Genomic DNA, 25,616 nt, shown 5'->3' with positions numbered 1-25,616 from the left:
ATCTTAGTTAAAAAGCATAAATCGAAATAAGATTTATGCTTAATTTTAAAGTGAATTTACAAAACCTCTTCCAGTAACTCCTCACTCGGTGCAAAGTAATAGGCACCATCCAGAGGTGTTACAAAATGCAGCAGGCGGTCATGAATTCCATCACCAGATGTACCGAACATACGTTCTAACATAGCATCAATAATTTTCAGGTCTTTGGTGTAGGCAATAAAGAATAGACCCTGGTCGCCACGTCCGTCACCATATGGCAAGGAGTGACGCAGGATTTCCATTTCTTCACCTTCTTCATGTTCAACTACAGTACGTGCCACGTGCGCATTTTCAGGTTTGACTTCATCATCCAATTCAATGGATTCAAGCTTGGTGCGACCCATAACCTGTTCCTGAGTATCAACTTTTAGCTTTTTCCATTTTTCCAGGTTATGCGCGTAACGCTGGGCAAAAATAAATGAACCATCTTGGAAAATACCTGAATCTTCACCTAATAATGCGACTTCAGCACGATCATCCGGGAATTGCGGATTTTCAGTCCCATCAATAAAGCCAGTTATGTCACGACCATCAAAATAGCGGAAGCAAACCCGCTCATCCAGCACCTGAACCTGATCCTGAATGCCTTCAAAAAAAGCCTGACTGAGCGCAAAACAGATATCAGCACGGGCACTGGCAATATGAATGATCATATCTGCCGGAACCACTGGCATTTCAAATGAACCATGAATGGGCTCAAGCTGTTTAAAGCCTGCAGGAGCTTGATCATAAAGTTTTGCCCACAGTTCAGGACCAAAAGCCACTGCCGTTTTAATTTGTGCTTGAGGATGTTGCGTAATAAGACGATCACGCGAAGTAAAAAGATGTTCGAGTTGTTCTTTTAATTGTTCAATACTCAAATCTTTAAGACGTAAAACAATAAAACGGGCATGATCTGAAGGAAGTGGCAAGATTACCGATTGGGCTGTCATTCATGGCTCCTGTAAGGATAGATCCTGTTTTTAATGTACATATTGTGCCTGAAGCTAGACAGAGTGAATAGTGCAATGCCTTATATTTAAGCAGGTTTTTAGCCTGATTTTATTGGAAAATTCATATAATATTGGGCAAGTTTTGCTGAGTTAAATATTCATGTCCTATCAAATGTGGTTTGCCTATATGTTGGCCTGCTGGGTGATTAGTGTCTCTCCGGGTGCTGGTGCAATTGCATCGATGTCGAGCGGATTGAATTATGGTTTTCGGCATGGTTACTGGAATGCGCTGGGTCTGCAACTGGCTTTACTGGTACAGATTGCAGTGGTTGCAGCAGGCGTGGGAGTTTTGTTTGCGACAACCCCGTGGGCATTTTTAGTGGTGAAATGGTTTGGTGTCGGCTATTTATTGTATTTGGCTATTTTGCAGTGGAAAGCACCTGCACAATCTATCGAAATTAAACATGAATTGGCGCGTAAATCTGCAGGGAAACTGGTATTGCATGGCTTCTTAGTCAATATGAGTAATCCTAAAGCCATCGTATTTTTACTGGCCGTCTTGCCGCAATTTCTGGATTTGTCCAAACCACAATGGATTCAGTATTTGATTATGGCTGCAACAATGGTGACGATTGATCTGATTGTGATGGCGGGTTATACCGGATTGGCTGCTAAAGTTTTAAGGCTACTAAAATCATCGAAACAACAAAAAGTCATGAACCGGACTTTTGCCGGTTTATTTGCAGGCGCTGCATTTTTATTGAGTTTGGTGCATCAATAAAGAGTGTTTGCTCTCTCCTTAAAGGAGAGAGGTGCAATAGATCATTAGAAAATCATCATGATTTAACAGAAATATTAAGCCAGCTTTTTAAACTTCTGCACGCAGAAGAACAGTGCAAATAGCACCGCCATGGTCAGTACAATAGTTAAACCTGTCGAAGTATTGAGACCGGCACTCGACCACAGGCCTACGGTCACCCCAATTTGCGCAATCACGAATGCCCAGATCACCATTTGTTTGGGTGAGTGTGCAAGTAATCGTGCAGTCAGGGCAGGGATCACCAGTAATGCCCCCATCAAGAGTGAACCGACTGCTTTCAGGGCAAGCACGGTAAACAATGCCAATAACAACATAAAGATCAGGCGTTGCCATTTGGCATTTACACCTTCACTGACCGCCATGTCCGGATCAATCGCGATTTGAATCTGCGCTTGCCAGCTTTTATAGAGGACGGCTAAGGCCAGAATAATCACAATGGCAAAGGTGGGTAAGTCCGTCCAAGAAATCGTTAGTAGATCACCAAATAGATAGCTGAGAAGTTCCGGTCTTAAACTCGGTAAATGCTGAATGAACAATAATCCCGAGCAAAGCAGTGTTGCTGAACATAAGGCCAGCAAAGCATCATTGGGTAGGCGCGGATCATGCAGCACCCACAAAATACCTACCAATAATAAGGCAATAAAAGTGACTCCCATCCAGAGCGGTAAACTTAAAGCTCCAGCAATGGCAACACCGAGTAAAGTACCGTGTGCCATGGTATCGGCAAAGAATGACATACGCCGCCAGAGCATGAGACAGCCCAGCGGAGCAGTCAGAAATACCAACAGCGTTCCCATGATCCATGCAGGTAAAAGGAGTTGTAACCAATCCATCATGGTTTAAGCTTCCGGCTCGGGGTGAATATGAGGGCGTGAATCATGCTGACAGGGAGTGGCAGAATCGCCATGCGCGCAATGATCATGATGATGGTGATAGAACACTCGATTGGTGCCAAAAATTGCCTGATATTCGGGATGTTGCTGCACGCTTTCCGGCAGCCCACTACAGCAGATATGCTTGTTCAAGCACACGACTCGAGTCGTACCTTGCATCACCCATTGCAGGTCATGTGAAACCATCAGTACGGCACAGCCATATTTTTCCGGCAAGTTACGCACATATTCATACAGTTCAGCTTCGGACTGGATGTCCAGACCTTGCATCGGTTCATCGAGGACTAAAATGTCCGGCTGGCGTAATAAGGCGCGGGCCAGTAGCACCCGCTGACGTTCGCCGCCAGACAACTGCTGAACTTTAGAATCTTGCAGTTTACTAATGCCGGTATCGCGGATAATTTCGGTTTTAATCTGGGATGGGCATTTTTCTAGCGCCAATAAATCTTTCACTCGTAGCGGCAAGCTATATGATGGATTAAATTTCTGTGGCACATAAGAGAATTTGAGTTTGCGCGCAGTTTTGATCTCACCCGACTGTGGTTTTAGTATGCCCAGCATGACTTTAATTAAGGTCGATTTACCAGCACCATTGGGACCAATCAGTGTGACAATTTCTTTCTCTTGTAATGAGAAATCAATGGCTTTTAGGATATCGCGCTCATCGATTTTGACCCAGATCTTGGAGAGCTGAATCAGGGGAGAGGCACTTAAGCTTTGTTGCGGCACTGCTGACAAATTCCTGAAATTTCGATAATGCTGTGATGTGCCGTGAAGTCGTCCGAGCTTGCCAGTGCATCGAGTTGATTGAGCAGGCCCTGAGCCGACGCTTCTTTCACGGCTTTACATTCGGTACAGATTAAAAAAGCAGCCTGATGACCTTCACGCGGATGGCAACAGGGAATATAGGCATTGATCGAGGTCAGGCGATGAATCAGCCCTTTGCTTAATAAAAAATCCAGAGTGCGATACACCGTTGGTGGGGCTGCAGGACGATCGCTGGCATTTTTCATTTGTGCCAGCAGATCATAGGCGCCCATCGGGCCATGCGCATTCAGAATGAGTTCCAGCACTTCTTTACGTAAAGGCGTAAGGCGTGCGCCGCTTGCTGCACAAAGACTTTCCGCTTCAGCAAGACGTTGTGCGACATTGGGATGGTCGTGCACGCCGTGCAATGCGTTGTGGTGTTCATGCGAACAGGAACCCATAGTTCACCTCAAGTGCGAAACTGAAAATTAATAGATTTCAAATCTTAACATGAAGCGTTCTGAGTTTCGATTGGGCATAGGTATTTTTGTATTTTTGTTATATTATAACACTTCCTAATTTTATCGTTTTTAAGTGATTTCTACTTATGTTCCGTCTCCTTGCAATCAGTTTGCTGGCATTGTTCAGCACACTCAGTTGGTCACAAAGTCTGGTGGTGTCTACGCAGCCGATCTATCTGATTGCCAAGAAAATTACCCAGGGCGTGGAACAGCCGACTTTATTACTGGCTAACCAAAGTGGACATGATGTGAGTCTGACTCCGGCGCATCGAAAAACTATTCAGGATGCAGGTCTGGTGATCTGGCTAGGTCAGGCGCATGAAGCACCCTTGGCGAAAGTGCTGAATGAAAGTAATAAAGGTATCGCACTTTTAGACTCCGGAATTTTGACTACCTTGCCGATGCGTAATCCGCGTGGCGAGGCCTTAAAAAATACGGTAGACACGCATGTCTGGCTCGATCCGAATAATGCGGTACGGATAGGTTTCTTTATTGCGGCGCTACGTTCGCAGCAACTGCCGGAGCATCGTGAACGCTACTGGAAAAATGCCCGTGACTTTGCACAAAACATGTTTGCGACGGCCCAGCTTTATAGTTCAAGCAACAAAGCCAAACCCTATTGGTCTTATCACGATGCCTATCAGTATCTGGAACGCCCACTCAATTTAAAATTCATGGGTGCGCTGACCGATGATCCGCATGTTTCGCCAACCGTGGCGCAAATCAAGTTTTTACAGGATCATCGTCCACAACGCAAAATGTGCCTGCTGGCCGAAGGTCATGCCAGTGAAAACCAGTACCGCAAACTCAATCCGGTACTGTTCCAGCATGTCGATGAAAGCATGAGCGGGGCAGGGGGCTTTGTGCAGGCTTGGCAGCAATTGGCCACAGAAACCCAGAAATGTGTACTAAATGCACGCTAATGATTTAAAAAATAGACAGATTTTGATTAGTTTAACAGCAGTGACCCGATTTAAAAAAACACGACTAAGGTCGGGAAAAGATTGCATGTTCAGGGGTGTAACTCTATAATGCCTGCGATTAAAAATAATCACCTGTTAAACTTGTCAAGCATGATTGCTGTGAGTGAATAAATAATGAGCCGAACTAGTCGCTTGATTGACCGACGATTAGCGAAAGCTTTGGTCCTCCTGCAAGCCTGTATGATCCCTGTTTCAGCCTTGATCGGCTGGGTCGTGAAAGACTCAACCGCAGCCTTGAGTGCAGCATTAGGTGCACTGGTATGTTGGCTCGCGACTTGTTATTTTTCGTGGCAATCGTTTCGAGCAGCAGGAGCCCGCGCGTCTAAACAAGTTCTTTCGAACATGTATAAAGGCTTGATGGGAAAGTTTGCCATTGTGATTGTTGGTTTCATTTTAATTTTAAGCAATGTTAAACCGTTGTCAGCGGTGGCGTTGTTTTGTGGTTTTATACTTGTTCAAGCCATGTCGTGGGTCGCTCCGTTTTGGGCGTCACGTCTACAAAAATGAGTATAAGCACAACAAGAAATTGAAAAGTTTTTCAGGAGCAGGCGAGATATCAAGCAGCACGCGATATTCGTTTGTTCTATTAGTTTTTTGACATTGACCAGGTGTGATTTATGGCTGCTGAAGAACATGCCCTTACTTCGACCGAGTATATCAAGCATCACTTGACCAACATGACCTATGGCAAAATGCCGGACGGTACGTGGAAATTGGCCGAGAGCGGTGCTGAAGCTCAACAGATGGGGTTCACTGCTATTCACTTGGATTCAATGGGTTGGTCTATCGGACTGGGTCTGATTTTCTGTTTGTTGTTCTGGTTGGTTGCGAAAGCGGCTAATGCTGGTGTTCCTACCAAGTTCCAGTCTGCAATTGAAATGATTATCGAGTTTGTAGATTCAAGTGTACGTGATACCTTCCACGGGAAGTCTCGATTAATTGCACCCTTAGCATTAACCATTTTCGTGTGGATTTTCCTCATGAACTTGATGGATTTGATCCCTGTTGACTTTATTCCTTATGTAGCTCAACACGCGATTGCTTCTATGCTGGGTGTAGACCCTCATCAGGTTTACTTTAAAATTGTTCCGACTACAGATCCAAACATTACCCTCGGTATGTCTATTTCTGTATTCTTCTTAATTATTTTCTATAGTATTCGTGAGAAAGGTGTTGGCGGCTTCGTTGGTGAGTTAGCACTGAACCCATTTAACCCAAGTAATCCAGTTGCTAAAGTGCTTTTAATTCCATTCAACTTATTGTTGGAATTGACTACTTTCTTGGCGCGACCAGTTTCATTGGCTCTACGACTGTTCGGTAACATGTATGCGGGTGAGTTAATCTTCATTCTTATCGCGTTATTACCGTTCTGGATCCAGTGGGCGTTGTCTGTGCCTTGGGCGATTTTCCACATTTTGATTATTACGCTACAAGCATTCATTTTCATGATGTTGACTATCGTGTACATGAGTATGGCAAGCGAAAAGCATTAATGGTATTGCCTAACTGTCAACGGATGGTTGGGCACACAATTTTTTAACTTAATTTGGTATAAAACCTAACCTCTGAGGAATTATCATGGAACTCACTTTAGGTCTAGTTGCAATTGCATCTGCTATCTTGATCGCTTTCGGTGCTTTAGGTACTGCGATTGGTTTTGGTCTTCTAGGCGGCCGTTTCCTTGAAGCTGTAGCTCGTCAACCAGAATTGGCTCCACAACTTCAAACTCGTATGTTCTTAATCGCGGGTCTTCTTGATGCTGTGCCTATGATCGGTGTTGGTATTGGCTTGTTCTTCATCTTCGCTAATCCATTTGTAGGTTAATCAGCTTAATTCCGAAATTCACTATTTGAGGAATTTGCAATGAATATCAACCTCACATTGTTTGGCCAAGCGATTGCGTTTGCGATTTTTGTCGCATTCTGCATGAAGTTTGTATGGCCACCACTAATCAATGCGATTAGTGAACGTCAGCGTAAAATCGCTGATGGCTTAAATGCTGCTGAAAAAGCGAAGGCTGACCTTGCAGATGCGCAAGCACAAGTGAAAGCTGAGTTAGACGCGGCAAAAGCACAAGCGGCTCAATTGATCGAACAAGCGAACCGTCGTGGTGCACAATTGATCGAAGAAGCGCGTACCCAAGCTGCGGCTGAAGGTGAGCGTATTCGTCAACAGGCTAAAGAAGCTGTTGATACTGAAATCAATGCTGCTCGCGAAGAATTGCGTCAACAAGTGGCTGCTCTTGCAGTAACTGGTGCTGAGAAAATTCTTAGCCAGCAAGTTGATGCAGAAGCTCACAATGCCATGCTGACTCAGCTGGCTGCTAAACTTTAAGAGAGGCGGATTATGGCTGAACTCTTGACGTTGGCACGCCCATACGCTAAAGCAGCATTTGCTTACGCTTCTGAGCAAAGTGCAACTGACTCTTGGTCAACAGCACTTGAATTGCTCAGTGCTGCGGTGCAAGACGAAGCATTTTCAGCTTATCTAAATCGCCCTGAGCTTACACCTGCTGAGCAGGTGGCTCTTTTTGCGAAAGTTTTAGGTGAAGACCAAACTGCAGCAGTGTCTAACTTCCTGACATTGCTTGCAGAGAATAACCGTTTGGTTCTTCTTCCTGAGATTGCAGCAGAATATGAGCAGCTTAAATCACAGAATAACAATACTGTGGATGTTGTGATTGAATCAGCATTCCCATTGACTTCTGTACAGGAACAACTTCTTACTCACGCATTAGAGAAAAAATTCGAAGCGGCGGTAAATGTTTCTGTAGAAGTTAACCCAGCGCTGATTGCTGGTGTAGTTATTCGTGCAGGCGACCAAGTGATAGATGATTCTGCGCTTAACAAGCTTGAAAAAATGCGTACTCGTCTTCTTGCTTAATTGCATTTAGAAGACTGAACTTTAAAAAGATTGAGGTATAGCGCAATGCAACAACTGAATCCATCCGAGATCAGTGCGCTCATTAAACAGCGTATCGGCGATCTGGACACCAGCGCAACCGCTAAGAACGAAGGAACCATTGTTATGGTTTCCGACGGTATTGTGCGTATTCACGGCTTAGCTGACGCTATGTACGGTGAAATGATCGAATTCGACGGCGGCCTTTACGGTATGGCACTGAACCTAGAACAGGATTCAGTGGGCGTCGTTGTTTTAGGTAACTACTTAAGCCTTCAAGAAGGTCAAAAAGCGCGTTGCACAGGTCGTGTATTAGAAGTTCCGGTTGGTCCAGAACTTTTAGGCCGTGTAGTAGATGCTTTGGGTAACCCGATTGATGGTAAAGGCCCTATTGATGCAAAATTAACTGATGCTGTTGAAAAAGTAGCACCAGGCGTAATTTGGCGTCAATCAGTGGATCAACCTGTACAAACTGGTTATAAATCAGTAGATACAATGATCCCTGTAGGCCGTGGTCAACGTGAGTTGATCATTGGTGACCGTCAAACTGGTAAAACAGCAATGGCGATCGACGCGATCATCGCTCAGAAAAACTCTGGCATTAAATGTGTATACGTAGCAATCGGTCAAAAACAATCGACTATCGCTAACGTGGTACGCAAGCTAGAAGAAACTGGCGCTATGGCGTATACAACTGTTGTAGCTGCAGCTGCAGCTGATCCAGCAGCAATGCTGTATCTAGCTCCGTATTCTGGCTGTACAATGGGCGAATACTTCCGTGACCGCGGTGAAGATGCGTTAATCATTTATGATGACTTGTCTAAGCAAGCTGTTGCTTACCGTCAAATTTCATTGCTTTTACGCCGTCCACCAGGTCGTGAAGCGTATCCAGGTGACGTGTTCTATCTACACTCGCGTCTACTTGAACGTGCTTCTCGTGTATCTGCTGACTACGTTGAGAAATTCACTAACGGTGAAGTTAAAGGCCAAACTGGTTCATTAACTGCATTGCCGATTATTGAAACTCAAGCGGGTGACGTATCTGCATTCGTACCAACCAACGTAATTTCGATTACTGATGGTCAGATCTTCCTTGAAACATCATTATTCAACGCAGGTATTCGTCCTGCTGTGAACGCGGGTATCTCTGTATCTCGTGTTGGTGGTTCAGCGCAAACTAAGATCATCAAGAAATTGTCTGGTGGTATCCGTACTGCTTTGGCGCAATACCGTGAATTGGCAGCATTTGCTCAGTTCGCTTCTGATCTTGACGAAGCAACTCGTAAGCAACTTGAACATGGTCAACGTGTAACTGAGTTAATGAAGCAAAAACAATATGCTCCATACTCAATTGCTGACCAAGCTGTTTCAATTTATGCATCTAACGAAGGCTACATGGCTGACGTAGACGTTAAGAAAATCGTAGACTTTGATGCTGCGTTAATTTCTTACTTCCGTTCAGAGCATGCTGCGTTAATGCAACAAATCGATGCCTCTGGTGATTACAACAAAGACATCGAAGCTGCAATCAAAGCAGGTATTGAAAGCTTTAAAGCGACTCAAACTTACTAATTTCAACCTCTGTTGAATTTAGTGTCGGTTTGGTTCACGGAATCAACCTTCGGAAGCTCGCAAGGGCTTTCGAATACTAGGTTAAGCGTATGGCAAATTTAAAAGAAATTCGCGCCAAAGTAGCTAGTATCAAGAGCACGCAGAAGATTACTCGAGCGATGCAAATGGTAGCAGCTTCTAAGATGCGTCGTGCGCAAGAGCGCATGGCTCAAGGCCGTCCGTATGCCGAAAATATGCACCGTGTAATTGCTCATTTGGTCCAAGCGAACCCTGAATACAAACACCGTTATATGGTTGAACGCCCGGTTAAGCGCGTTGGCTATATCATTGTGTCTTCAGATCGTGGCCTTGCTGGTGGTTTGAACATTAACCTGTTCAAGAAAGTGGTTAAACACGTTCAACAGCAACAAGAGCAGTCAATTGAAGTTCAATTTGCTTTAATTGGTCAAAAAGCGGTTTCGTTTTTTAAAAACTACGGCGGTAAAGTGCTTGGTGCGACGACGCAAGTCGGCGATGCCCCAAGTCTTGAGCAGTTATCTGGTTCTGTACAGGTGATGTTGGACGCTTATGATAAAGGCGAGTTAGATCGTATTTATCTAGTGTCAAACGGCTTTGTCAATGCCATGACTCAAAATCAAAAAATCGAACAACTTGTTCCTTTGGCTGCTGCTGAAGAAGACAAGAATCTGAACCGTCAATACGGTTGGGATTACATCTACGAGCCTGAAGCTGAAGAGCTTTTAAATGGCTTGTTGGTTCGCTATATCGAGTCTGTGGTGTATCAAGGTGTGATTGAAAACATCGCATGTGAGCAGTCTGCACGTATGGTCGCTATGAAAGCAGCGACAGACAACGCAGGCGAGATCATTAAGAGCCTGCAACTTATTTATAACAAGCTGCGTCAAGCCGCGATTACTCAGGAAATTTCTGAGATCGTTGGTGGTGCCGCTGCCGTTTAACATTATTTTGAATTGAGGAGACAGCAATGAATAGCGGTCGTATCATTCAGATCATCGGCGCGGTTATCGACGTCGAGTTTGAACGCAACAGCGTTCCTAAGATCTATGACGCTCTCCAAGTAGATGGTACTGAAACTACTTTAGAAGTTCAGCAACAGCTTGGTGATGGCGTAGTTCGTACTATTGCAATGGGTTCTACTGAAGGCCTTAAGCGTGGTTTGAACGTAACTAACACTAACGCGCCGATTTCTGTACCAGTAGGTACAGCGACTCTAGGCCGTATCATGGACGTTCTTGGTCGCCCGATCGACGAAGCTGGTCCTGTTGCGACTGAAGCGCGTTTACCAATTCACCGTCAAGCGCCTTCTTATGCAGAACAAGCGGCTTCTACTGACCTTTTAGAAACTGGTATTAAAGTCATCGACTTACTTTGCCCGTTCGCGAAAGGTGGTAAAGTTGGTCTGTTCGGTGGTGCCGGTGTTGGTAAAACTGTAAACATGATGGAGTTGATCAACAACATCGCGAAAGCGCACTCAGGTTTATCTGTGTTCGCTGGTGTTGGTGAGCGTACTCGTGAAGGTAACGACTTCTATCACGAAATGAAAGATTCTAACGTTCTAGACAAAGTAGCAATGGTCTACGGTCAGATGAACGAGCCACCGGGTAACCGTTTACGCGTAGCGTTGACTGGTCTTACTATGGCTGAATATTTCCGTGACGAGAAAGACGAAAACGGTAAAGGCCGTGACGTACTATTGTTCGTAGATAACATCTATCGTTATACACTAGCGGGTACTGAAGTATCAGCACTTCTAGGTCGTATGCCATCTGCAGTAGGTTACCAGCCTACACTTGCAGAAGAGATGGGTGTTCTTCAAGAACGTATTACATCGACTAAGTCTGGTTCTATTACGTCAATCCAAGCGGTATACGTACCTGCCGATGACTTGACAGATCCATCGCCTGCTACAACGTTTGCTCACTTGGACGCAACTGTTGTATTGAGCCGTGACATCGCATCTTCTGGTATTTACCCAGCGATCGATCCACTAGACTCAACTTCACGCCAGTTAGATCCGTTAGTTGTTGGTCAAGAGCATTATGAAATTGCACGTTCTGTACAGAACGTATTGCAACGTTATAAAGAGCTTAAAGACATCATCGCGATTCTTGGTATGGACGAGCTTGCTGAAGAAGATAAACTGGTTGTTTACCGTGCGCGTAAAATCCAGCGTTTCTTCTCTCAACCGTTCCACGTAGCTGAAGTATTTACTGGTGCTCCTGGTAAATTAGTATCTCTTAAAGAAACGATTCGTGGCTTTAAAGGTCTTCTAGCTGGTGAATACGATCACATCCCAGAACAAGCGTTCTACATGGTTGGTGGTATTGACGAAGTTATTGCTAAAGCCGAGAAACTTTAATTAGCTACTCTAATTTAGGAGATTCTCATGGCGACTATGCAATGTGATGTTGTAAGTGTTCAGGAGTCTTTGTACTCAGGCACTATAACTATGCTAATTGCAAAAGGTGCTGGCGGTGAGTTGGGTATTATGCCTGGCCATGCTCCGTTGGTAACTTTGCTCCAACCTGGCGCGATCCGCGTTATATTGGAAAACGGTACAGAAGAGTTGATCTATGTATCTGGTGGTGTTCTAGAAGTTCAACCGCATGTTGTTACGGTTCTTGCAGATACTGCAGTCCGTGCAGAAAACTTAGATGAAGCAGCTATTGTTGAAGCGCGTAAACACGCTGAAGCATTGCTTGCGAATCAAAAGAGCGATTTGGACGCTGCTGCTGCTTTGGCTGCTCTTGCAGAAACTGCTGCTCAGCTGGAAACGATCCGCAAAATCAAAAACCGCGCTCAATAAGAGACGGTTTGAGATTGAAAAAACCACCCGAGAGGGTGGTTTTTTTATGGTTCATAGGTTCTTATCATGTTTGTTTTTATATATGTGTTCATAAAAAAAGATTAAGTCTTTTTCTCTACCATAATTATTGCCAGAACCAAATGTAGCTACTACGTACAAAAAACCAAACTTTTCTAATTCAGATGCTGAAAAGTTACATTCATTATTCGTAAGGTAGTAATCCTTCTTGGATTTGTTCATTTCAAATGATAAGTAGGCTTTTTCTAACCCTTCTAATAAAAACGATGTAAATTGAGGAATAATATGAGCATATCTTAAAAAATTTTCACGATTTATTTCTTTCGCATCATATAAAAGAGCTAAACGAGCGAGCATTTTAGATTGATGGATTAAATAGACTTTATCTAAAGCATTGAGTAATTCACCACCTATTTCTAAGTTGTTTTGATTCTTGAAGATTTTTAGTAATGTTCCTGATGCTAACTTTTCACCTTCCTTTATAAATTCCAGGATATTTTTTAATTTTTGCTTTTCGTTATAGCTTCTGAAAACTTTATAAATCGCTAAACCTGAAGATGCTATTGGAAAAGCTTTTAAAATTTCTTGAAAAATAGTATCAGTCGTTTCTAAAACTGTATTATCAAAATAGTTTTCTGCTGTTTGAATGATATTAGATGGTATTTGACTCATTATGAATTTTCTTTTTTCTACTATATAGAATAATGTACTACACACCTGAAAATTTGAAATTTATATTTTTAGCATCACCTTAAAACAGCTGATTTAGATTATTTGTTTTAGCTTGGAATTTTTGCAAGTATCGGTCTTGAGAGTGTTGGTTTTACATTTCCGATTCTTAAATAAATTTTAATTTGTACCACTCGATATAACTTTTACCCTTTCTCAGTAATGTTTTGAACCAATCTGTAAACCTGCACACGCCATAAAAAAATCAGTGATAAGTTAAATGATTCGAACAGATTTCGCTTGTTATAGCTTAATACGATAGAAGTTTAGAACAGGCAAAACTTATAATTGAAAAAAGGGAAAACCATGGCTTATCAATCTATTAATCCATTTACCAATCGAAAATTGAAAGACTACCCATCGCATGGCGATCAAGATATTCAACATGCACTCGATACTGCAGAAAAAATTCTAAAGTCAGAATGGTCACAGCAGGTCGATATCCGTATTGCAGTACTGCGTAAATTGGCTACCAACATGCGAGCGCAAAAAGCTGAACTGGCCAAGCTTATGACCCAGGATATGGGGAAACTGATTAAGCAAAGTGAAGGTGAAATCGAAACCTGCGCCAAAATTGCAGAATACTATGCCGATCATGCCAAAGAGTTTTTAGCGCCAGTGTCCTATGAAACGGAACTAGGAGAAGCTTGGGTCGAGCATCATCCACTGGGTATTATTATGGCAGTTGAACCGTGGAATTTCCCGTTTTATCAACTGATGCGGGTTTTTGCACCAAACTGTGCGATTGGTAATCCAGTTTTGGCAAAACATGCCAGAATTGTACCGCAATGTGCCGAAGCCTTTGAAAAGCTGGTCTTAGAGGGAGGCGCACCCAAAGGGGTCTGGACCAATCTGTTTATCAGCTCCGATCAGGTTAAAGATGTCATTGCAGACAAGCGTGTACGCGGTGTGGCACTGACAGGCTCAGAAGGTGCGGGTAGTGCAGTCGCTGAACAGGCCGGGAAACATCTTAAAAAATCCACACTGGAATTGGGTGGTAATGATGTATTTATCGTACTTGATGATGCTGATCTGGAACGCGCAATCAAGTTAGGCTTTCAGGCAAGAGTCAATAATGCTGGCCAAGTCTGTACGGCAGCGAAGCGATTTATTCTGCATGAAAAAATTGCCGAACAATTCAAGGCTGGTATGCTGAAAGCTTTTGAGCAATTAAAGCTGGGTGATCCGCTTGATCCGGAAACCACTTTAGGGCCACTGTCTTCAAAAGATGCGCTGGAAAAACTTACCAAGCAAGTCGAAAAGGCCGTAGCGCAAGGTGCGACCGTAGTCACTGGCGGCAAAGCTGTAGATCATCAAGGCAATTTCTATGCACCGACCATTCTGGAAAATATCACGCGTGAAAATGAAGCCTGGTATGAAGAATTTTTTGGCCCAGTGGCACAAATCTATGTGGCGAAGGATGATGATGAAATTGTCGAAATTGCCAATGATTCTAATTATGGTCTGGGTGGTGTGATTCATTCACAAGATATCGAGCGGGCGAAAAAGCTGGCTTCACGTGTCGAAACGGGTATGATCTGGATTAACTGGTATACCGATACTGCGCCAGAATTGCCATTTGGCGGAATCAAGAACTCGGGTTATGGTCACGAACTCTCCATTGACGGTTTCAGAGAATTTGTGCAGAAAAAACTGGTCGTCGTCAAAAGCCCGAAAAAATAATATGAGCTGATCCAATGTCAAAGAAGCCACTATTCAGTGGCTTCTTTGACTGGTTGGTCTGGATATTCTTCACGTTTGCCACCTTCATAACTGGCAAAACGTGGGTGTTCTGGTGGAAATGACGGTTCAGCACTTCGCCAAGGCCAGCCACCAAACTGGGTTTCGCGATAACGGCGAAAAGCAGTATCCAGTTCTTGAGCACTATTCAGAACAAAAGGCCCATGCATAGCCACCGGTGCACCGATCGGTTCACCTTCCAGCCATAAAATATGTGATTCCAGCAGCCCACCTTTGAGCTGAATATCTGCATCCGGTTTGAGTTCAAGTAGATGCTTCGGCGCTATCTTCTGTCCTTCAAGCTCCAAGCTTGTACCTTGATAAAAATAACAAAAACGCGTTGCAGTAGCAGTGGTTGCAGGAATGATTAATTCTGCTTCCGGCTTTAAAGTGATTAAATAAATATTGAGCTGATTCTCTGGCATGGCTGCCCATGAATGTGGTGGCCGATCCAGTGCCTGAGTCTGTTTAAATTGCCCTGAAATGACCCCGATATCCGCTTTACGTCCGGCCGCATCGGCTGAAAATACATGTGGAATTTGTTCACGCCACAACATTTTATAATCGGCTGGCTGTTTTTTCTGTTCTGGTGAGGAGTTCAGCCAGATTTGAAACAGCTCCAGAGGATTGTCCTGATCCTGATGGACTAAGGGAAACATCTCGCAATGCTGTACCCCATTGCCGGTAGTCAGCCATTGCACATCATCCGCGCCATAACGTCCCGAGTTTCCCAGCGAGTCAAAATGATCGATATAACCGCGCTCAACAATGGTAATGGTTTCAAAGCCAGTATGCGGATGCTCCGGAAAGCCTGGAATACTCTCGCCATAATACATGTCATATTCATGCTGCTGTGGCGGGGAAACTGTGCCTAATTCGACATTGCCTTGCGGATAATGATCTTGATGATGAACGGTAAAATAAAAGGATCTTTCAGATCAAGCCGGGATGTGACTGGAACCACAGAATACAGCACTGAATTCGACATGATTGAACTCCTGATGATCTGATTAGATGAAAATTCTTGATCTAAATATAATTTTTATAATCCATAACAGTGTATAGCCTGCAAGACGATTGAGGAAGGTGGGTTTCGATCAATCGCCTCAAAATGAGATTTTTAGGTATTTTAAGTATTATCCTGATCAGTATTGCTCTCTGATTCCTGATCTGGATTCTGGATCAGCAAGCCGGCCAGTTTGACCATTTCGGATTGCACATTAACCATCTGGGATTCAATCTTTTTCAAGTTCACTTGGCTGAAATCCACCTGACCATTTAAAAGAGGAGAAGCCAGAACTTGCTGATTGGCGGTCATAATGTTGTCACGAATCTGGTCAATTTCCTGACTTTTCAAGTTCAGGTTGCCTAACACCTGATTAAAACTGCTGAGTTGCTGTTGTAGCTGGGTCGCAGTGGACTGCAGTTGCTGGGTATCTTTAGCTTCGACCGCCGTTTGCAGTTCGGTCTGGGTCTGTTTTAACTGTTCTACATAACTGCCGGCCTTGAGCTGTAAGTCGGCTACATCACGAACCATATAAAACATATTGCCCGATTTAAGTTCGGTTTGTGCTGCTGAACTCTGTTGCTGAGAGGCTGGTTCCAGATCTGAGGTCGTGGTATCTACCTGTTCAGCCGGTGCTTCGACAGCCTGTTCACAGCCCATCAGTAAAATTCCCGAGCTAAATAATGCGAAAGGAAGGACAGCATTGGCAAGAATCTTGAACATGGAATCAGGGTCTCGATACAGGTGATGGAATTTTAATAGTATCTAATATAAGGACAAACTATGGAGATAAAAAAGATTGTTGCAAACTCATAACAATTCTTCTGGGTTCCGAATATTTCATTATTTAAAAACAGGAAAAAGTTTTATCAAAAGCTGGTAAAGAAGTACTTTGTTCTCACCGAATTGGCTTTTTTGGCCTGCAATTACTTTAAAGATATGTCCGGTGAATCTCAATTTAGCTAAATAGCGGTTTTAAAAAAATAAGTATCTATCAAAAAATAGATACTTATTTCAAGCTTGAAGCTTATGAGAATAATCGAGAATTATTTTGCAAGTTCTGCGTTCACTGCATCGACAATCCGTGGATCATCCGCAGTAATATCCGGTGCAAAACGTGCCACCACTTCACCATTTTTATTGATCAGGAATTTTTCAAAGTTCCATAGTACTTCTGGTGGCTGGTTTGGCGTTAGGCCATAATCGACCAGATCTTTCCACCAAGGGCCTTCACCGATGCGTTCCGGGATCGCTTGCGTAAGGGTGGTATATAAAGGATGCTTGTCTTCACCCGCGACAGAGATTTTAGCAAATAGCGGGAAGTCAACTTTATAATTCACTGAGCAGAATTCCTGAATCTCGGCTTCGCTACCCGGTTCCTGTTCCAAAAAGTTATTGGCAGGGAAGCCAAGAATTTCCAAACCTTCCGCTTTTTTGTCCTGATACAGTTTTTGTAAGCCTTCATATTGCGGCGTCAAGCCACATTTAGATGCGACGTTAACCACCAGCAAAACCTTACCCTGGTAATGGTTTAAAGTGGTTTCTGTTCCTTCAATAGTTTTGACTGGAATGTCATATACAGAGCGAGTCATTAGATTTCCTGTTTATTGCGACTGAACGGTATTTGTTTTAACGGGTATTCGCTTTCAGCACAAGTAGAAACAGGTGAGCTCAGTTACTTAAAGCTGCAAATTGCCTCAATATTATGTGAAAAATCTATTATGCTAGGATGCGCGAATAGGCATAGCTTAATAACAAGACCAGCGACTCATGGATGAAAGTATGACACAGCAACAAAAGGTAGTCTGGTGGGCCATGGCCTTACCACTGGCCGCAGTTTTGATTTGGTCTCTGAATATGACGGTTACCCGTTATGTGGCAGATTATATTTCTCCCATCAGTATTAGTTTCTACCGCTGGGCCTTGGCCTTACTGATTTTAACTCCATTCATGTTTTCCAAAGTCAAAGCCGCCTGGCCGGAAATTCGTCCATATCTCGGACATTTTGCTGTTTTGAGTGTGCTGGGAATGGTGCTGTATCAGGGACTGGCCTATAGCTCGGCACACTACACTACTGCGACCAATATGGGCCTGATCAATGCCTTTATTCCAATTTTTACCATTATCGTGGGTATTTTTGTTTTAAAGATTCGCCCGACACAGGCTGCAGTGCTAGGGAGTCTTCTGTCCTTTATTGGCTTGATGTATGTCATGGCGCAAGGGCAGGGTCTGCAGTTCTTAAGCGTAGGTGAAAGCTATATTGGCGATCTGTTGATGTTGATCGCAGTATTTTTCTATGCCTGTTATGGCGTGTTTCTGAAAAAATGGCAGATTCAGATTCCACTCTTCGTGAGCCTGTATATCCAGATTTTTATGGCCTTTCTCTATCATATTCCTTTGGTATTGATTTTAGGTCTGGACAGCATCAATCACGCTAATGCAGTAAGCATTATCTATGCCGGAATTTTCCCTTCCATTGTCGCGCCGTTATTCTGGATGATGGCCGTACAGCAACTTGGCCCCAATCGCAGTAGTATTTTTATGAACCTGATGCCTGTCTTTACCGCAGTAGTCGCATATTTGTGGTTAGGCGAAGCGTGGACCATGTATCACACTATTGGCGGCAGTATTATTTTATTGGGAGTTTTATGGGCACAGTATCCCGGAAAAAGCCAAGTCATAAGGAAGTAGCCCAGTTTTTAAAATTCTTAATTGTTTAAATATCGATCATTCGGGCATGTTTTTTTAATAGAATTCACCTTTTAAATACTGATTTATGAATGTAAAAATAAATAGAAAATTAGCACTTTATTTTAAAATCGGAATGGAATGAGCTAGATATTTTGAATTCTTAATAAAAGCTCTACTTTTTTAATAGGAAAAATGTATTAATTGAGTTTTTTATTGTACTTGTCGTTGTACTCAGTTTCTTTCATAATGCGCCCATCGAGAATGATCAAGCAAGAAAATCCTTGTTTTATCAGACTCCCAGAGATTTTCTGAACCCTCTGGATGTGATTTATGCACATCCTTTTTTATGCTCAGCCATCCCTATATGGCTGAGCTTTTTTTTGTCTTAAAACTTTAGTCGGGCTTGAGTGTCCCGACTAAATCAGACAGGACTCAGTCACGAATAACTACGCCAGTCACAGCATCAATAATCCGGCTTGGTTGCTGACTTAAACCGAGGTCACCATTAAGATAATTCAGATTCTGGTCAAAATAGCGGATCGCATCCTGCAGTGAGCGGGCAGGTTCCATGCCGGCAGGGTTGGCACTGGTAGAAACGATAAAACCGCCAAAGGCCTGACACAATGCGACACAGAGTGGGTGAGTGGTTACACGTACGGCTACTTTAGGATGATGACCTTTAATCCAGTCAGGAATATCTTTATTTGCAGGAAGTAGCCAGGTGGTCGCGCGATCAGCAGGTCTGTCATGGTTCCAGGATTCAATCACTTTTTCACGCATTTCTTCGCTTAAATCCTGCAGCAGATGTTCTACCTGTGAAAGATGAGCTGCCAGCAGAATCACACCTTTCTCAATCGGGCGTTGCTTCAATTCTAGAATCTGATGAAATGCCTGTTCATTATAGGGGTCGCAACCCAAGCCCCAAACAGCCTCTGTAGGATATGCCAAGACTTGTCCGTCTTTAAGCCATGCTGCTGCTTCGGCAACAGAGGTAGTGATCATGTGGATACCTTATATTAAACAACAAAGCGCTATTGTGAACCTTATTTCAGAATCCGACAACGTAGATACAGGCCGGCTTGCTGGGTACAAAAACCGAGCAACTCCAGTTCCATCAGTTGACTGGTCAAAGCAGATACCTCTTGCTTTACCTGCGTTCCCAGTTGATCCAGACTCTGTCCGACCCAATCAAGTTGATTATAAAGATGAATTAAATGCGGTGGAATGGTACTTGCTTGCTCAGGCGGACTGTCTTTTTTTAAATGATTTGCATTTGATTGCCACTGGGTGGCTAAGGCCAGATCCTCGATTACTTGCTGTGGATGCTCAATTAAAATCGCGCCTTCACGAATCAGTTTATGACAGCCCTGATGATGTTCACTGTAAATATGCCCCGGGATGGCGAATGTGGTCTTGCCTTGTTCCGCTGCCCATTGTGCGGTCAGCAATGAACCGCTTTTCAAGGCGGCTTCTGCCACAATCACCCCGAGGCTTAAGCCACTGACAATTCGGTTACGCCGTGGAAAATGCTGCTGTAAGGGGGGAGTAAATGGCAAAAACTCAGTAATGACCGTACCTCCATGTTCGATGATTTGCTGACGTAGTGTTTGATGGGCGGCAGGGTAGGTCTGTTCAATGCCTGTGCCCATCACTGCAATCGTTCGCCGATGTTGTAATGCGGCCTGATGTGCTGCTTCATCAATCCCTTGTGCCAGGCCACTATTAATATAAAAACCCTGTTCACTCAAATAAAAAGCAAAGTCATAAGCGACTTGCCGGCCGTGCAGACTTGGCTTGCGACTCCCCACAATCGCGATTTGCGGTTGCAGCAATTGATCTGCATACCCTTGCCCGAACAGGATTGGCGGCTTATGCGCATAATGGCTCAATTGCTGTGGATATTCGGCATCTGTATGTAAAAGCACAAAGTCACTGTGCAACTGGATCTGCTCAAGACTGCGCTGAAAATGGAGCTGCGACTCACTTGACTGGAAATCTTGCAGGCGCTGAATGTGGTTTTTATGAATGCCCAACTTACGCCAGGTTTCGGTTTGAGAACCATCAATTGCATGGGCGAGGTCTGCATAATGCTGACTGATTTTATAAAAGCTGCTGAGGGAGTGTTGCAGTAAATACCACAGCGTAATGGCATGGATTTGCGCTGTCGACAATGTATTCAACATGGTGAGACCTATTTCGGTATCTTCTTATTATGGGTATGAGTTCAAACAAGAGGGATGATGCCGATCAATCCACATCATCCCGTTTAAAAGCTTAGTCTTCTAATAGTGGCGGCTGAATGTTGGCACCAACCTTGATTGGTAATTCACTTTCCAGCACATAAGCGTAGCTCAATTGATCGAAGGTTTTAAATACCATGACCTGACCAATACGCTCGCCCGGTAATTGCACCCGTTCTTTGGTTTTCGGATCAGTCACCACTTCACCTTTTTGATTCACGCTAAAGACATGACCCGTCTGAACCCCATGTGCCGTACCACGGTCAATGGTGACGACACTATGACGTGCTGCTGTACCAATTGACCCCAATACACGCACAATCTGGCCACCGGCAGCAATATTTTCTGCATTGGTCGGATAGAACAGAGTCGGTAACATTGGATCGTATTCTGGTAAGACACGATCACCGCGACGTACTTCAGCATTGTAACTATCTGTCAGTTCAAGTGTGGTGACATCACCTTCGCCACGAACTGCAATACCGGATGCCACCTGTTGCAGCTCGAGTGCAGCCGTATATTTCTTGCCATTCGCATCGGTAAATACATACGGTTCAGCTTCGCGATACACGGCATAGCGTTGACCAACTTCCAGACCGTGACCACGTGCATAAACTTTCTGGCCTTTGCCTGCCAGTACGCGCTGATCTGCAGTTCCGAGGATATATGGCGTACCTTGAACTGAATCAGGCGCCAGAAGGGTATAGCGCTCTAGCCACTGCTTGATATGCTCAAGCGGAATCACGGGAATCGTATTATTTAAAGATTCAACACGAATCTGGGGTTGCAGAGAACTACTGCCAAGATAGCGGTTGATTATACCTTCACAACCATCACCTTCGTCTTTACCAATAATTGGGCGGCCTTGGTAATCACACATCAGCAGGCGGTCACCCGGGAAAATCCAGTGTGGATTTTTCACGTGCTTATTACTGGCCCAGATTTCCGGCCAACGGACCGGATTTTTCAGGAAGCGTTTCGAGATATCCCAAAGCGTATCGCCTTTTTTCACCACATAAACGTTCGGTGCATTAGCTTTTAATGCCGGTGGATTGACGTTGCGCGCAGGTGCTGCCTCGGCAGAATGAATGGTCCCCATACTGACGCTTACACAAACGGCAAGTGCCAGCATCTGATTTTTAAACCCCAAGGCACTAAAAAATGGCATGCCCTTCAAAACCTTTTTCATTATCATAATTCCTAAAATTATGTGCGTAGTTGCGTTATAATAACGATCTTACACACATTTTTTTGATGAAGCATTCCCTTCATTTGGTTTTTTGATCAATGGCATAATTGAGGACGCAGTATGGCCTTATTACCTATTTTAAGTTTCCCGGATCCCCGTCTTCGTACCATTGCACAACCTGTCGAAGAAGTGACTGATGAAATTCGTCAGCTCGCTGCGGATATGTTTGAAACCATGTATGAAGCACCAGGTATCGGACTTGCCGCGACTCAGGTGGATCGTCATATTCAGCTGATTGTTATGGATCTGTCTGAAAATAAAGATCAACCGATGGTGTTTATTAACCCCAAAATCACACCATTGACTGAAGAAACGCAGCCCTACGAAGAAGGCTGTCTATCAGTTCCTCAAATATACGATAAAGTTGATCGTCCGTCACGCGTAAAAATCGAGGCAATTAATCTGGAAGGTCAAGCATTTGAGCTTGATGCTGACGGACTTCTCGCTGTGTGTATCCAACATGAAATGGATCACTTAAATGGTAAATTGTTTGTCGATTATTTATCGCCATTAAAACGTCAACGTGCACGTGAAAAAGTGGAAAAACTGGTACGCCAGCGTAATAAAGACAAGGTGGCAGTGAAACGCTAGGATCATTTTAAAGTTTATTTAAATGGTCTACCAAAGCCTAATTCTGATTGGGCTTTGTTATAATCAACATAAGCATATTTTAGGAATAGCCTGTGTTTTTACGCGCGGGGCTGCTATTTGCATTTGCAGCTGTGTTTCTACAGATTGCTGTATTTTTACAGCCTTTGTTACCGAAGCAATATCAAGTTGCTCCGGTCTGTGAAACCATCACGCGTGCGCTTTTTATCGCGACAGATGCTCATGCGCAGCATAGCGCTGGCGAGCATACTCACCTTGTCCAATCTGATCATCTTCAACATGATCATCATGATGCTAATCATCAGTGTCAGTACTGTAAGGTTTATGCCAATTTGGTCTTACCGCCTGATCTGGACATCAAACAGGTTCTTGACCGGATTCATGTCCGTTTAATTGCTTATCAAAAAACCTTTAAGCATGTCTGGTTTGTCCTTCAGCAACTCTTCTTAATTCCTCAGGGGCGAGCGCCACCACTTCCTACATAAATCTGCATTTTTCAGCTTGGGTTTGTATTGACTCAAGCCGTGCCTAATTTATGTATTTAGTGAGATAGAGAAATGGCTCAGCCTAAATTTTCTTTACAGCCACTTGCGGCTGCGATTTGTGTTGCTTGTTATTCTTCGATAGTGATGGCCAATGATGCCATGCCAGTGCAGACGTTTGCCCCGATTGTGGTGACATCGGCAGCAGGTAATGATGCCAATGGGCTGATTGTCCGCACCGACCCTAAACAGCCGATTCAACCGATTCCTGCGAGTGATGGTGCGGATTATTTACAAAGTATTGTTGGCTTTAGTTCGGTCAATAGCGGTGCCGGCACCAATGGTGATGTGACATTCCGCGGTATGTTTGGTTCACGAATTAAGATCCTGACTGATGGCACTGAAAACCTGGGCGCCTGTCCAAGTCGTATGGATTCGCCGACCTCTTATATTTCTCCGGAAAGCTATGACCGTATTTCGGTGATTAAAGGACCGCAAACGGTTCAGTATGCCAATACTGGCTCTGCGGCCACAGTGATTTTCGAACGTACGCCGGAACAGTTTGATCAAGATCAAAACTATCGCGGTCAGGCCAGTGTCTTGATGGGGTCATTTGGCCGTCTGGATCATAATGTCGAAGTTGCAGCAGGCGATGCGCAGAAATATATCCGTCTGAATACCAATCGTTCGGTATCGAATAGTTATCAAGATGGTGATGGAACCACTGTGCCTTCAGATTGGGAACGCTGGAATGCGGATCTGGCTTTAGGCTGGACACCGGATGAAGATACCTGGGTAGAGTTGACTGGCGGTAAAGCTGATGGTGAAGCCGTCTATGCGGGGCGCATGATGGATGGTTCCAAGTTTGCCCGTGAAAGTTTAGGACTTCGTGTAGAAAAGAAAAATCTTACCGATATCATTCAAAAAGTCGAAGCTCAAGTGAACTATAACTTTAATGACCACGTTATGGATAACTATAGTTTAAGACCAAAACCAATGATGGAAATGGCAACCAATGTGGCACGTAAAACCTTAAATGCGCGTGTTGCCATGACCAGTGAGTGGGACAAGATCAAACTGATCTCTGGTCTTGATACACAAAATAATGAGCACTCGATTCGTAAGACAACAGCTGGCGTTCCCTATCAGAATATGCCACGCATGACCGATATGGAATTTCAGTCTGTAGGTGGTTTTGGTGAATTAAGCTATCAGCTTAATGAAAATAATAAACTGGTTTCTGGTTTGCGTATCGATCAAGTTGAAGTTGATGCAGTTCAATCCGCACAAGAACGTAAAGAAACTTTACCAAGCGCGTTTATACGTTTTGAAAATCCTCATCCCGAGCATGATGACGGGAAAACTTATATCGGTTTAGGTTATGTGGAGCGTATGCCAGATTATTGGGAGTTATTTAGTCCCGTAAAAGGTAACGGTTATGAAAATACCTTTAAAAACATTGATACTGAGAAAACACTGCAGCTTGATTTAGGCTATCAACATTCGCATGGTCAATTCAGTTCATGGGCGTCTGCTTATACAGGTTTAATCCACGACTTTATTTTGACTAAATATAACGCCAACAATAAAGCAGAAACTCGAAATGTCGATGCAGTTATTGCAGGTGCCGAAGCAGGAATTGGTTATCAGTTCACTGATGCCATTCAAGCAGATGTGAGTGCAATGTATGCATGGGGTGAAAACACCACCAATAATACGCCGTTGCCACAAATTGCACCTTTAGAAGGACGGATCAATCTTCGCTATATCCAAGATCGTTATACCTTGGGTGCTTACTGGCGCATTGTGGATGGTCAAAGTCGTATTAGCGAACGCGAAGGGAACATTGTCGGTTATGATAATAAGAAAAGTACAGGTTTTGGCACCTTGTCTTTAAACGGTACTTACAACCTAACTGAAGGTGTCGATTTGTCTGTGGGGGGCGACAATGTCTTAGATCGTACATATACCGAGCATTTAAATAAAATGGGGGCTTCAGGTACAGGTCTGCCAACTGATGAGCAATTTAATAATATTGGACGTAATTACTGGGCTAGAATCAGCATGAAGTTCTGATTTGAATTAAATCTAGACAAAAAGCAGGAGAAAACTCCTGCTTTTTTCACTTTAAAATAAATTAAATACATAAAATTCAATGACATATTTCTTATTAGTATTTCTAAATAAAATAATGAACATTTTTCTTTAAATAAATTTCACATATAAAACAGTGATTTATAAATTTATTGGTTTATAAAATAAACACACGTTTCATAAGTTTAAAAAAGGGGGTTGCAAGCCCTCCGAAATGCTGTAGAATGCACATCCATCGGCGGTGATGAAGATTAAAACTTCTGATAAAACAGTGACTTAGTTAAGTTTGATTAAGTTCGGTTTTAGAAAGAAATTTTAAAAATAGTTTTCATTACTGGTTGACTTTCTAGAGATAGAGAGTAATATAGCCGACCTAGCTTGCTGGTGACGAATCAGCAAGAAGATCATTAAGAGATTATGAAGAACAACTTGTGTGGATTTTTACTGGTTGATTGATCGAAATTATTTTCATTGATTGATGGTAGAAATTACTCGAAGTTTATTTGAGAAATATTTGTCAGAA

Annotated in this window: 26 protein-coding genes and 1 pseudogene; 16 read left to right on the top strand and 11 right to left on the bottom strand. The window is 43.5% G+C overall.

Annotated features, from left to right (window positions below):
• Positions 1-56: 56 nt before the first annotated feature.
• Entirely contained in the window at positions 57-971 is a 915-nt protein-coding gene (locus tag FTT86_RS08390) for a Dyp-type peroxidase (RefSeq protein WP_180180999.1), read from the bottom strand.
• A gap of 160 nt (positions 972-1,131) precedes the next feature.
• Between FTT86_RS08390 and FTT86_RS08385 the strand changes: the two genes are divergently transcribed.
• Entirely contained in the window at positions 1,132-1,752 is a 621-nt protein-coding gene (locus FTT86_RS08385) for a LysE family transporter (protein WP_086044334.1), read from the top strand.
• A gap of 74 nt (positions 1,753-1,826) precedes the next feature.
• Here FTT86_RS08385 and znuB read toward each other — a convergent pair whose 3' ends face one another.
• Genes znuB through FTT86_RS08370 form a run of 3 tightly spaced genes read right to left on the bottom strand, consistent with a single transcriptional unit; the run spans position 1,827 to position 3,892 of the window.
• Entirely contained in the window at positions 1,827-2,627 is an 801-nt protein-coding gene (gene znuB, locus FTT86_RS08380) for a zinc ABC transporter permease subunit ZnuB (RefSeq protein ID WP_044112389.1), read from the bottom strand.
• 3 nt (positions 2,628-2,630) lie between these two features.
• Positions 2,631-3,422, bottom strand: a complete 792-nt coding sequence (znuC, locus tag FTT86_RS08375; RefSeq protein WP_165353924.1) for a zinc ABC transporter ATP-binding protein ZnuC — start codon at positions 3,420-3,422, stop codon at positions 2,631-2,633.
• Positions 3,395-3,892, bottom strand: a complete 498-nt coding sequence (locus FTT86_RS08370; protein WP_085064895.1) for a transcriptional repressor — start codon at positions 3,890-3,892, stop codon at positions 3,395-3,397. The genes znuC and FTT86_RS08370 overlap by 28 nt, the downstream gene beginning before the upstream one ends.
• A gap of 146 nt (positions 3,893-4,038) precedes the next feature.
• Between FTT86_RS08370 and FTT86_RS08365 the strand changes: the two genes are divergently transcribed.
• The 10 genes from FTT86_RS08365 to FTT86_RS08320 all read left to right on the top strand — a co-directional run bounded on the left by FTT86_RS08365 (position 4,039) and on the right by FTT86_RS08320 (position 12,235).
• Positions 4,039-4,875 carry a metal ABC transporter solute-binding protein, Zn/Mn family gene (locus FTT86_RS08365; RefSeq protein ID WP_180180998.1) on the top strand — a complete coding sequence of 279 codons (837 nt, stop codon included), beginning with the start codon at positions 4,039-4,041 and terminating at the stop codon, positions 4,873-4,875.
• A 174-nt stretch (positions 4,876-5,049) separates the two neighbouring features.
• Entirely contained in the window at positions 5,050-5,442 is a 393-nt protein-coding gene (locus FTT86_RS08360) for an ATP synthase subunit I (RefSeq protein WP_004280982.1), read from the top strand.
• Positions 5,443-5,552: 110 nt separating this feature from the next.
• A complete protein-coding gene (atpB, locus tag FTT86_RS08355; RefSeq protein WP_004644859.1) occupies positions 5,553-6,428 on the top strand; it encodes a F0F1 ATP synthase subunit A in 876 nt (291 codons plus the stop codon).
• 85 nt (positions 6,429-6,513) lie between these two features.
• The gene (gene atpE / locus FTT86_RS08350) at positions 6,514-6,759 is read left to right on the top strand and encodes a F0F1 ATP synthase subunit C (protein ID WP_000424060.1); all 246 of its coding nucleotides are present in this window, start codon (positions 6,514-6,516) and stop codon (positions 6,757-6,759) included.
• A gap of 39 nt (positions 6,760-6,798) precedes the next feature.
• The gene (locus FTT86_RS08345; protein ID WP_004280990.1) at positions 6,799-7,269 is read left to right on the top strand and encodes a F0F1 ATP synthase subunit B; all 471 of its coding nucleotides are present in this window, start codon (positions 6,799-6,801) and stop codon (positions 7,267-7,269) included.
• Positions 7,270-7,281: 12 nt separating this feature from the next.
• A complete protein-coding gene (locus FTT86_RS08340) occupies positions 7,282-7,818 on the top strand; it encodes a F0F1 ATP synthase subunit delta (protein ID WP_004644860.1) in 537 nt (178 codons plus the stop codon).
• A gap of 45 nt (positions 7,819-7,863) precedes the next feature.
• Positions 7,864-9,408: a F0F1 ATP synthase subunit alpha gene (gene atpA / locus FTT86_RS08335; protein WP_004644861.1), complete on the top strand. Its 1,545-nt coding sequence runs from the start codon at positions 7,864-7,866 to the stop codon at positions 9,406-9,408.
• Positions 9,409-9,497: 89 nt separating this feature from the next.
• Positions 9,498-10,367, top strand: a complete 870-nt coding sequence (gene atpG, locus FTT86_RS08330; protein WP_004644862.1) for a F0F1 ATP synthase subunit gamma — start codon at positions 9,498-9,500, stop codon at positions 10,365-10,367.
• A 26-nt stretch (positions 10,368-10,393) separates the two neighbouring features.
• Positions 10,394-11,788, top strand: a complete 1,395-nt coding sequence (gene atpD / locus FTT86_RS08325; RefSeq protein WP_004644863.1) for a F0F1 ATP synthase subunit beta — start codon at positions 10,394-10,396, stop codon at positions 11,786-11,788.
• 27 nt (positions 11,789-11,815) lie between these two features.
• Positions 11,816-12,235, top strand: coding sequence for a F0F1 ATP synthase subunit epsilon (locus FTT86_RS08320; RefSeq protein WP_004732608.1), 420 nt, complete (start codon positions 11,816-11,818; stop codon positions 12,233-12,235).
• A gap of 51 nt (positions 12,236-12,286) precedes the next feature.
• Here FTT86_RS08320 and FTT86_RS08315 read toward each other — a convergent pair whose 3' ends face one another.
• Positions 12,287-12,925 (bottom strand): hypothetical protein, encoded by a 639-nt coding sequence (locus FTT86_RS08315; RefSeq protein ID WP_138743286.1) that lies wholly within the window; start codon positions 12,923-12,925, stop codon positions 12,287-12,289.
• Between the two features lie 363 nt (positions 12,926-13,288).
• Between FTT86_RS08315 and FTT86_RS08310 the strand changes: the two genes are divergently transcribed.
• A complete protein-coding gene (locus FTT86_RS08310; protein ID WP_180180997.1) occupies positions 13,289-14,665 on the top strand; it encodes an NAD-dependent succinate-semialdehyde dehydrogenase in 1,377 nt (458 codons plus the stop codon).
• A 29-nt stretch (positions 14,666-14,694) separates the two neighbouring features.
• Here the strand turns inward: FTT86_RS08310 and FTT86_RS08305 are convergent.
• From FTT86_RS08305 to FTT86_RS08295, 3 genes and pseudogenes are all read right to left on the bottom strand, one after another.
• Positions 14,695-15,710: pseudogene (locus FTT86_RS08305) on the bottom strand (pirin family protein).
• 141 nt (positions 15,711-15,851) lie between these two features.
• Complete coding sequence (locus FTT86_RS08300) at positions 15,852-16,451, bottom strand: hypothetical protein (protein WP_180180996.1); 600 nt, start codon at positions 16,449-16,451, stop codon at positions 15,852-15,854.
• A 323-nt stretch (positions 16,452-16,774) separates the two neighbouring features.
• A complete protein-coding gene (locus tag FTT86_RS08295; protein WP_180180995.1) occupies positions 16,775-17,320 on the bottom strand; it encodes a glutathione peroxidase in 546 nt (181 codons plus the stop codon).
• 190 nt (positions 17,321-17,510) lie between these two features.
• Here FTT86_RS08295 and FTT86_RS08290 point away from each other — a divergent pair, with 190 nt between their 5' ends.
• Complete coding sequence (locus tag FTT86_RS08290) at positions 17,511-18,419, top strand: DMT family transporter (protein WP_180180994.1); 909 nt, start codon at positions 17,511-17,513, stop codon at positions 18,417-18,419.
• A gap of 432 nt (positions 18,420-18,851) precedes the next feature.
• On the opposite strand, the gene FTT86_RS08285 is transcribed toward FTT86_RS08290, so the two are convergent.
• From FTT86_RS08285 to FTT86_RS08275, 3 genes are all read right to left on the bottom strand, one after another.
• Complete coding sequence (locus FTT86_RS08285) at positions 18,852-19,421, bottom strand: L-threonylcarbamoyladenylate synthase (RefSeq protein ID WP_121980267.1); 570 nt, start codon at positions 19,419-19,421, stop codon at positions 18,852-18,854.
• A gap of 41 nt (positions 19,422-19,462) precedes the next feature.
• Positions 19,463-20,602, bottom strand: coding sequence for a DNA-processing protein DprA (gene dprA / locus FTT86_RS08280; protein WP_180180993.1), 1,140 nt, complete (start codon positions 20,600-20,602; stop codon positions 19,463-19,465).
• Positions 20,603-20,693: 91 nt separating this feature from the next.
• Positions 20,694-21,848, bottom strand: coding sequence for a LysM peptidoglycan-binding domain-containing protein (locus FTT86_RS08275; RefSeq protein ID WP_180180992.1), 1,155 nt, complete (start codon positions 21,846-21,848; stop codon positions 20,694-20,696).
• Positions 21,849-21,968: 120 nt separating this feature from the next.
• On the opposite strand from FTT86_RS08275, the gene def reads away from it, so the two are divergent.
• From def to FTT86_RS08260, 3 genes are all read left to right on the top strand, one after another.
• Positions 21,969-22,499, top strand: coding sequence for a peptide deformylase (def, locus tag FTT86_RS08270; RefSeq protein WP_004644875.1), 531 nt, complete (start codon positions 21,969-21,971; stop codon positions 22,497-22,499).
• A 92-nt stretch (positions 22,500-22,591) separates the two neighbouring features.
• The gene (locus FTT86_RS08265; RefSeq protein ID WP_180180991.1) at positions 22,592-23,002 is read left to right on the top strand and encodes a DUF2946 family protein; all 411 of its coding nucleotides are present in this window, start codon (positions 22,592-22,594) and stop codon (positions 23,000-23,002) included.
• A 72-nt stretch (positions 23,003-23,074) separates the two neighbouring features.
• Entirely contained in the window at positions 23,075-25,075 is a 2,001-nt protein-coding gene (locus FTT86_RS08260; RefSeq protein WP_180180990.1) for a TonB-dependent copper receptor, read from the top strand.
• Positions 25,076-25,616 lie beyond the last annotated feature (541 nt).

Origin of the sequence: Acinetobacter sp. YH01021, from assembly GCF_013420255.1 — a bacterium.
GTDB lineage: Bacteria > Pseudomonadota > Gammaproteobacteria > Pseudomonadales > Moraxellaceae > Acinetobacter.
This window is presented reverse-complemented; position numbering and strand designations above follow the sequence as displayed.

Excerpts from the sequence above, each read along its gene's own strand:
- FTT86_RS08390 (WP_180180999.1), bottom strand. The coding sequence starts at position 971 with ATGACAGCCCAATCGGTAATCTTGCCACTTCCTTCAGATCATGCCCGT.
- FTT86_RS08385 (WP_086044334.1), top strand. The coding sequence starts at position 1,132 with ATGTCCTATCAAATGTGGTTTGCCTATATGTTGGCCTGCTGGGTGATT.
- znuB (WP_044112389.1), bottom strand. The coding sequence starts at position 2,627 with ATGATGGATTGGTTACAACTCCTTTTACCTGCATGGATCATGGGAACG.
- FTT86_RS08370 (WP_085064895.1), bottom strand. The coding sequence starts at position 3,892 with ATGGGTTCCTGTTCGCATGAACACCACAACGCATTGCACGGCGTGCAC.
- FTT86_RS08365 (WP_180180998.1), top strand. The coding sequence starts at position 4,039 with ATGTTCCGTCTCCTTGCAATCAGTTTGCTGGCATTGTTCAGCACACTC.
- FTT86_RS08360 (WP_004280982.1), top strand. The coding sequence starts at position 5,050 with ATGAGCCGAACTAGTCGCTTGATTGACCGACGATTAGCGAAAGCTTTG.
- atpB (WP_004644859.1), top strand. The coding sequence starts at position 5,553 with ATGGCTGCTGAAGAACATGCCCTTACTTCGACCGAGTATATCAAGCAT.
- atpE (WP_000424060.1), top strand. The coding sequence starts at position 6,514 with ATGGAACTCACTTTAGGTCTAGTTGCAATTGCATCTGCTATCTTGATC.
- FTT86_RS08345 (WP_004280990.1), top strand. The coding sequence starts at position 6,799 with ATGAATATCAACCTCACATTGTTTGGCCAAGCGATTGCGTTTGCGATT.
- FTT86_RS08340 (WP_004644860.1), top strand. The coding sequence starts at position 7,282 with ATGGCTGAACTCTTGACGTTGGCACGCCCATACGCTAAAGCAGCATTT.
- atpA (WP_004644861.1), top strand. The coding sequence starts at position 7,864 with ATGCAACAACTGAATCCATCCGAGATCAGTGCGCTCATTAAACAGCGT.
- atpG (WP_004644862.1), top strand. The coding sequence starts at position 9,498 with ATGGCAAATTTAAAAGAAATTCGCGCCAAAGTAGCTAGTATCAAGAGC.
- atpD (WP_004644863.1), top strand. The coding sequence starts at position 10,394 with ATGAATAGCGGTCGTATCATTCAGATCATCGGCGCGGTTATCGACGTC.
- FTT86_RS08320 (WP_004732608.1), top strand. The coding sequence starts at position 11,816 with ATGGCGACTATGCAATGTGATGTTGTAAGTGTTCAGGAGTCTTTGTAC.
- FTT86_RS08315 (WP_138743286.1), bottom strand. The coding sequence starts at position 12,925 with ATGAGTCAAATACCATCTAATATCATTCAAACAGCAGAAAACTATTTT.
- FTT86_RS08310 (WP_180180997.1), top strand. The coding sequence starts at position 13,289 with ATGGCTTATCAATCTATTAATCCATTTACCAATCGAAAATTGAAAGAC.
- FTT86_RS08300 (WP_180180996.1), bottom strand. The coding sequence starts at position 16,451 with ATGTTCAAGATTCTTGCCAATGCTGTCCTTCCTTTCGCATTATTTAGC.
- FTT86_RS08295 (WP_180180995.1), bottom strand. The coding sequence starts at position 17,320 with ATGACTCGCTCTGTATATGACATTCCAGTCAAAACTATTGAAGGAACA.
- FTT86_RS08290 (WP_180180994.1), top strand. The coding sequence starts at position 17,511 with ATGACACAGCAACAAAAGGTAGTCTGGTGGGCCATGGCCTTACCACTG.
- FTT86_RS08285 (WP_121980267.1), bottom strand. The coding sequence starts at position 19,421 with ATGATCACTACCTCTGTTGCCGAAGCAGCAGCATGGCTTAAAGACGGA.
- dprA (WP_180180993.1), bottom strand. The coding sequence starts at position 20,602 with ATGTTGAATACATTGTCGACAGCGCAAATCCATGCCATTACGCTGTGG.
- FTT86_RS08275 (WP_180180992.1), bottom strand. The coding sequence starts at position 21,848 with ATGAAAAAGGTTTTGAAGGGCATGCCATTTTTTAGTGCCTTGGGGTTT.
- def (WP_004644875.1), top strand. The coding sequence starts at position 21,969 with ATGGCCTTATTACCTATTTTAAGTTTCCCGGATCCCCGTCTTCGTACC.
- FTT86_RS08260 (WP_180180990.1), top strand. The coding sequence starts at position 23,075 with ATGGCTCAGCCTAAATTTTCTTTACAGCCACTTGCGGCTGCGATTTGT.